At 75.0% G+C, this 5393-nt stretch carries 1 protein-coding gene; it reads right to left on the reverse strand.

Annotated features, from left to right (window positions below; translation table 11 throughout):
- Nucleotides 1-259: 259 nt before the first annotated feature.
- A partial coding sequence (locus AB0H81_RS43645; protein WP_358388051.1) for a pentapeptide repeat-containing protein occupies nt 260-5393 on the reverse strand: 5134 nt, incomplete at its 5' end.

Here is a 5393-nt window from a genome sequence, read left to right on the forward strand (position 1 = left end):
CGTCCCGCGGGCGAGGCCGCGGCAAGCGGCAGGACGCGCCCCCCGGACGGCGCGGCGGCCGCCCGAAGGGCCGGGGCCGCGACGAGAAGTGACGCCCGCCCCGGAGCGGCGAGTCCACGCCACATGAGCCGCCGTCCGCCCGGCCACGCCACATGAGCCGCCCGCCCGGCCACGCCGCCCGCCCGGCAGAGCGCTCGGCCGCTCGGCGGCGGCACGACCCGAAAGCCCCACCGGCCACAGCGGCCGGGGAGCGGGTGGGTCAGAACGGGGTGTCGAGGGGCACCGGCCGCACCTCCGGCAGGTACGGATCCAGCTCTCCCGGCTCGAACCGGGACATCCCGATCACATGCCAGAACTGCCCCGCCACCTCCCCCTCGACCTTGTACCGGCCGCTCGGCGACAGCGCCGCCCAGCCCTCCGGTAAACCCAGGAGCGTGGCGTGGCGGTTCTCGCCCCTCCACAGGATCACCACGCCGTCGTCCCCGGCCGTGGCCAGCAGATCCGGGTCGGACGGGCTGTAGGCCACCGACCACACCCGCCGCGTGTGCCCCTTCAGCGAGTGCAGCAGCCGACCCGTGATCGTGTCCCACACGCGTACGGTCAGGTCGTCGCCCCCGGTCGCCAGGCGCTCCCCGGTGAGGTCGAAGGCGACCGACCAGAGCCGCCCCGTGTGCTGGTCCAGGGTGTGCCGGAGCACCGGCTGCCAGGGCTGGCCGGGCCGCAGCTCCCACACCCGGGCGGTGCCGTCGTTGCTGGCGCTGGCCAGGTAGCGGCCCGAGGGTGAGAAGACGACCGCGTACACCCGGTCCTTGTGCCCTTCGAGGGTGGCGACGAGGCCGCCGGACTCGACGTGCCAGACGCGGACCAGCCGGTCGTCGCAGCCGGTCGCCACGTGCCGGCCGTCCGGGCTGAACACGATCGAGCGGACCCGGCCCCGGTGGTCGGCCAGGTTGCTGACCAGGCGGCCCGTCGCGCGGTACCAGATGCGCACGCTGTCGTCGTCGTTGGCCGTGGCCAGCAGGCTGCCGTCGGGGCTGAACGCCTCGGCCCACACGTGGTCGGTCTCGGCGTCGAGCTCGCGCTCGTACTCGCCGGTGGTGGCGTTCCAGAAGTGGACGCCGCCGTCGTTGCTGGAGGTGGCCAGGACCGGCCCGGCGGGCGAGAACAGCGCGGAGACGAGCCGGTCGGCGGCGCCCGTGAACTCGCGCAGCCGCCGCCCCGTGCCCGCCTCCCACACGCGGACGACCCCGTCGTTGCCGCTGGTCGCCAGCATGGTGCCGTCGGCGCTGAAGCGGACCGACGAGATGCGCCGGCCGTGGCCGCGCAGGATCCGCTGGCACTTGCCGGTGCCCGGGTCCCACAGGCGGACGGTGCCGTCGTTGCTGCTGGTGGCCAGTTGCTGGCCGTCGGGGCGGAACGCGAACGGCCAGACGGAGCTGCGGTGGCCGGTCAGCTCGACGCGGGTGGTGGCGCCGGCCTCCTGCAGGCGGACCACGCCGTTGGAGTCGCCGCTGGCGATGGTGCGGCCGTCGGGGCTGAACGTCACCTGGTAGACGCTCGCGGAGTGGATGGTGTGCGGGCCGCGCGGCTCGGCCGTGACCGGGTCCCACAGGCGGACGGCGCCGGCCGTGTCGCCGGTGGCGAGCAGGGCGCCGTCGGGGGAGAACGCGACGCAGTAGATCGACCCGGCGTGGCCGGTGAGGGCGCGGCGCAGGGTCCAGGTCGCGGTGTCCCACAGGCGCACCGTGCCCGCCTCGTCGCCGGTGGCCAGCAGGGTGCCGTCGGGGCTGTGGACCGCCCGGTAGACCGAGCCGTCGTGGCCGTCGAGGGTGGCCGTCACCTCGCCGGAGCCGAGGTCCCAGACCCGTACGACGCCGGCGGAGTCGCCCGTGACCAGCTCCGCGTGCCCGAACGAGGCCGTGTAGATGGGCGCCCGGTGCCCGGCCAGGTGGTGGATCTCGCGGCCCGTGGCGGTCTCCCAGAGGCGGACGACGCCGTCGCCGCCGCCCGCCGCCAGCAGCTCGCCGGTGGGGCTGAGGCGTACCGGCCAGACGCCGTCGGGGTGGCCCTCCAGCCGCCGCAGCAGCGTGCCGGTCACCGCGTCCCACAGCAGCACGCTGCCGTCGCTGGCGCCGGAGGCGAGCAGGTCGCCGGCGAAGGAGACGGCGTAGACGCGGCCGTGGTGCCCCTGGAGGGTGCGCACGGGCGCGCCGCCCACGCAGAGCAGCACGCCGCCGTCCTCGTTGCCGATGGCGATCGTCGTGCCGTCGTGGCTGTAGGCGATGGGCTCGGGCAGGCGGCTGGTCTGGAAGTGGTAGCCGTACGGGACGCCGATGGCGGCGGGCGCGAGCTGCACCTCGACCGGCGCGCCGGGCACCACGGCGGCGCCCGGCAGGGCGGGCAGCGTGCCGGTGACGTGGATGAGCGCCGCGCGGTGCCAGCGGGCCCCCTCGGCGGTCACGTCGCTCAGGTCGGTGTGGATGAGCCGCGTGCCGGACAGGTCGGCGCCCCGCAGGTCGGCCCCGGCCAGCGAGGCGCCGTCGAGGCGGGCGCCGGTGAGCCGGGCGTCGCGCAGGACGGCCCTGGACAGGTTGGTACGGGCCAGCGTCGTCTCCGACAGGTCGGCGCCGGTCAGGTCCACCTCCTGCAGGTCGCGTTCCGAGAGGTCCTCGCCCTTGAAGTTGGCGCCGCGCAGGTCGGACTGCGCCGGGGTGCGCAGCCGGCCGGCGATCTTGACGGCGTTGGCGCCGGCGTGCCGCCCGGGAGGTGGGTCGTTCACCCATGCCCGCAGGGCCCGCACGTCGGCCAGGTCGCACAGGAACTCCACGCTCAGCGGCGTCAGCGGCCCCCGCGCCAGCGTCACCGGGTCGTCGAGGGTGTCGGCGACGTGTCTGGCGACCAGCCACTCCATGACGGAGGAGTGGATGAACCCGAACATGCCCTCGTCGGTGCGCACGAGCAGGCTGCCCGAGCCCATCGCGTACGCGGCGTGCGCGGCCGACAGTTGCCCGCCCGCCAGGTCCGTCAGCGTCTCGGCGAACTCGGTCAGCTCCTCCACGCCGAGCAGGGCCTCGTTGGACTCCCAGAGGCGCAGCGCGAGGGCCGTGACCGCCTGCCACAGCTCCTCCAGCGTCAGGCCGGCCGCCGAGCCGGGCAGTGCCGCCCGCCGCGCCTCGAACGTCAGCCACGAGGTGAGGATCTCCTGGTAGAGCTGCGCGGGGCTGGTGGTGTGGCGGGCCCGGGCCACGGTGCGCAGCCGGTCGGCGTCGAGGTCGGCGATGAAGCTGAGCATGCGCGGGTTCTGCGCCAGGCCGAGCAGGTCCTCGATGCTCTCCAGCAGCGTCATGCGCGCGGCGGCCTCGTCGCCGTCGTCGTAACGGTTGACCAGGTAGTTGTGGATCTGGTCGCGGGAGAAGTCCTCGACGGCCAGCAGCCGCCGCTGCGGCAGCACGCCGACCATCTCGCCGAGCGAGCGCAGCACCTGGCCGTGCGAGCGGAAGTGCTGGGTGCGGCTGGCCACCACGATCTTCGCCTTGTCCTCGGCGGCGGCCAGCAGGGTCGCGAGGTGGTCGGCGGCCCGGTCGTAGGTGAGCCGGGCGACCAGCTCGTCGAAGCCGTCGAACAGCAGCACGATGCGGCCCTGCCGCAGCAGGTAGCGGAACGCCTTGAGGTCGATCAGCTCCTCGCCGTGGGTGGCGAGGTGGGCGGCCACGAGCGCGTCCACCGAGTGGGCCTTGTCGAGGGCCCGCAGCTCGATGAACAGCGGGGTCAGGTGGGGCAGCTCGGCCGGGAGGCGGCGGGCGAGCTCGCGCAGCGCGAACGTCTTGCCGTGGCCGAAGTCGCCGAGCAGCAGCAGGAACCGGCCGTGGTCGCTGGCCAGCAGCCGCATCAGCTCGTCGGTGAGCCCGTCCCTGACCGGGTGGCCGGGGCGGTCCAGCTCGCGGTAGCGCTGGGGCACGTACAGGCCGGGAGGGTAGCGCCGGTCGCCGGTCAGCCTGGCGGTCTGCTCGGCGACGTACCCGGACAGGTCGAGCAGCCCCTGGAACTCGGTGAAGCTGCGCAGCAGGACCCCTCGGCGGACGAGCATGTCGCGCAGCGCGCGCTCGGGAGGCGGCCCCTGGTAGACCAGCTCGCCCTGGAGCCCGGCCGCGTGGGCCTGCTGGGCGAACTCCTCGGCGGCGGTCTCGTCCACCCGGCCCACGTGCGCGCCGACCATGGTCAGCCGGACGAACCCGTCGTCGGGGTGGGTGACGACGAGGTGGGTGGGGAAGCGGCGGATCCGCGCGCGCTCGTGCCGGGCCTCGCACACCTCGGTGATCCGGTCGAGCAGCAGCTCGACCGGGCTGGGCTCGCGCTCCGGGGGCTCCTGGCGGGGGCGCGGCACCTGCGGGGCCTCGCCGGCGAACGGGGCGCGGGCGGCCCGCCAGCTCCGGGTGGCCCTGACGGGCTCCTGGTCGGGGAGCCAGGTGCGGATGCCGCCGGGCATGATCTCGACGACGTGGTGGCGGCCCGGCCGGGGCGCGGCGACGGCCGCCTCGCCGTTCCCCTCGCCGGCCGGGTCTCGGCCGGTGCCGTGGAAGAGCAGATTGAGCCGGTGGGCCAGCAGCCGCTCGAACGTGGGCGCGTCGCGCAGCGCCGACGGCGGGTGGCCCACCGCGCCGAGCCGCAGCCACTCGCTCTCCTCGTACGGCCGCAGCCGTTCGGCGAACCAGGCCGCCTGCGCCTCGCCGAGCAGCGCGTACGCGTCGCGCTCCAGGTGGCTCATGGCCATGGTCGAGTTGAGCCCGGCCACGACCACCTTCAGGTCGGGCACCTGGAAGAGCGTCCACGGCTGGCCGCCGTCGAAGACCCGGTCGTCCAGCCCCTGGTAGACCTCGTCGAACAGGCCCGCGAAGTGCCGCCACTTCGGCCAGTACGGCGGCTGCGGGCTGACGTCGTCGGCCTCGCAGGTGAGGAAGTAGGCGCTGGCCGCGGCCTTGGTGACGTCGCGCGGCCCGGGCACGAGGACCAGGCGGTGCGGCTCCAGCCCCAGCAGTAGCCGCAGGTCCGTCACGAACCGGGTGGCCTGGGCGAACTGTCCGAGGCTGCCCGACTCGGTCAGGTCGCCGCTGACCACCATGAGGTCGGGCCGCGGCATCCCCCGGTCGTACATGGAGGTGAGGTCGGCCCAGATGCGCGCCTGCATGTCCTCGGGCGTGAACGGCTCGCCGGGGTCGGGCAGCGCCCGGCCGAAGCGGGGCCCGCCGATGTGCAGGACGCTGAGCGACTCGCGCCGGTGCCCGTGCCCGGCCGCGGGCGCGCCGTGGCCGTGGACGATCGGCTTGGGCAGCCCGGTGGTGCCGCTGGAGTAGAGGATCCACAGGGGATGGCCGAACGGCACCCGCTCGAACTCC

The organism is Nonomuraea sp. NPDC050691 (assembly GCF_040654455.1).
GTDB lineage: Bacteria > Actinomycetota > Actinomycetes > Streptosporangiales > Streptosporangiaceae > Nonomuraea.